Origin of the sequence: Brucella sp. RRSP16 (assembly GCF_052246815.1) — a bacterium.
In the GTDB taxonomy this organism is placed as follows: Bacteria; Pseudomonadota; Alphaproteobacteria; order Rhizobiales; family Rhizobiaceae; genus Brucella; species Brucella intermedia.
The window spans coordinates 1-471 of record NZ_JBQQAM010000058.1 but is presented as its reverse complement, the minus strand read 5'-3'; the positions used below and the strand labels follow the sequence as shown (position 1 = coordinate 471).

Here is a 471-nt window from a genome sequence, read left to right as displayed (position 1 = left end):
TTATCAAGCGTGTGCTCTAACCAACTGAGCTACAAGCCCAGATACCGACGCAAACGCTGCTACGCGATCCAGAAGTCCACCCCCGAAGCAAAGCTTCGCAAGGCCGACCGGCCGTCGGCCCTCCTGAGTTTATCGAAGGGTGGGCCGCGCCTGCGCAGGGCCAGCAGCGTCAGCTGCGATACGGCCCGTGAGCAATCAACAATGAAGAAAGAGAAACGAAGGCGGCACGCCTGCAAAGCGCCGTCGTTAGACAGCACCGGCGATCGTCAGAGCGACTACTCTGCGATCTGTGTTCTAATAAGATGGAGAAGGATCATCAGTCCGAAGACTGCGTCTTTCCAGTTCTCGATCTTCCTTAGAAAGGAGGTGATCCAGCCGCAGGTTCCCCTACGGCTACCTTGTTACGACTTCACCCCAGTCGCTGACCCTACCGTGGTCGCCTGCCTCCTTGCGGTTAGCACAGCGCCTTCG

Annotated in this window: 1 rRNA gene; it reads right to left on the bottom strand. The window is 58.0% G+C overall.

From position 1 onward, the window contains the following. Positions 1-359 precede the first annotated feature (359 nt). Positions 360-471, bottom strand: a 16S ribosomal RNA gene (locus ACS5UA_RS22880); the annotation flags it as partial.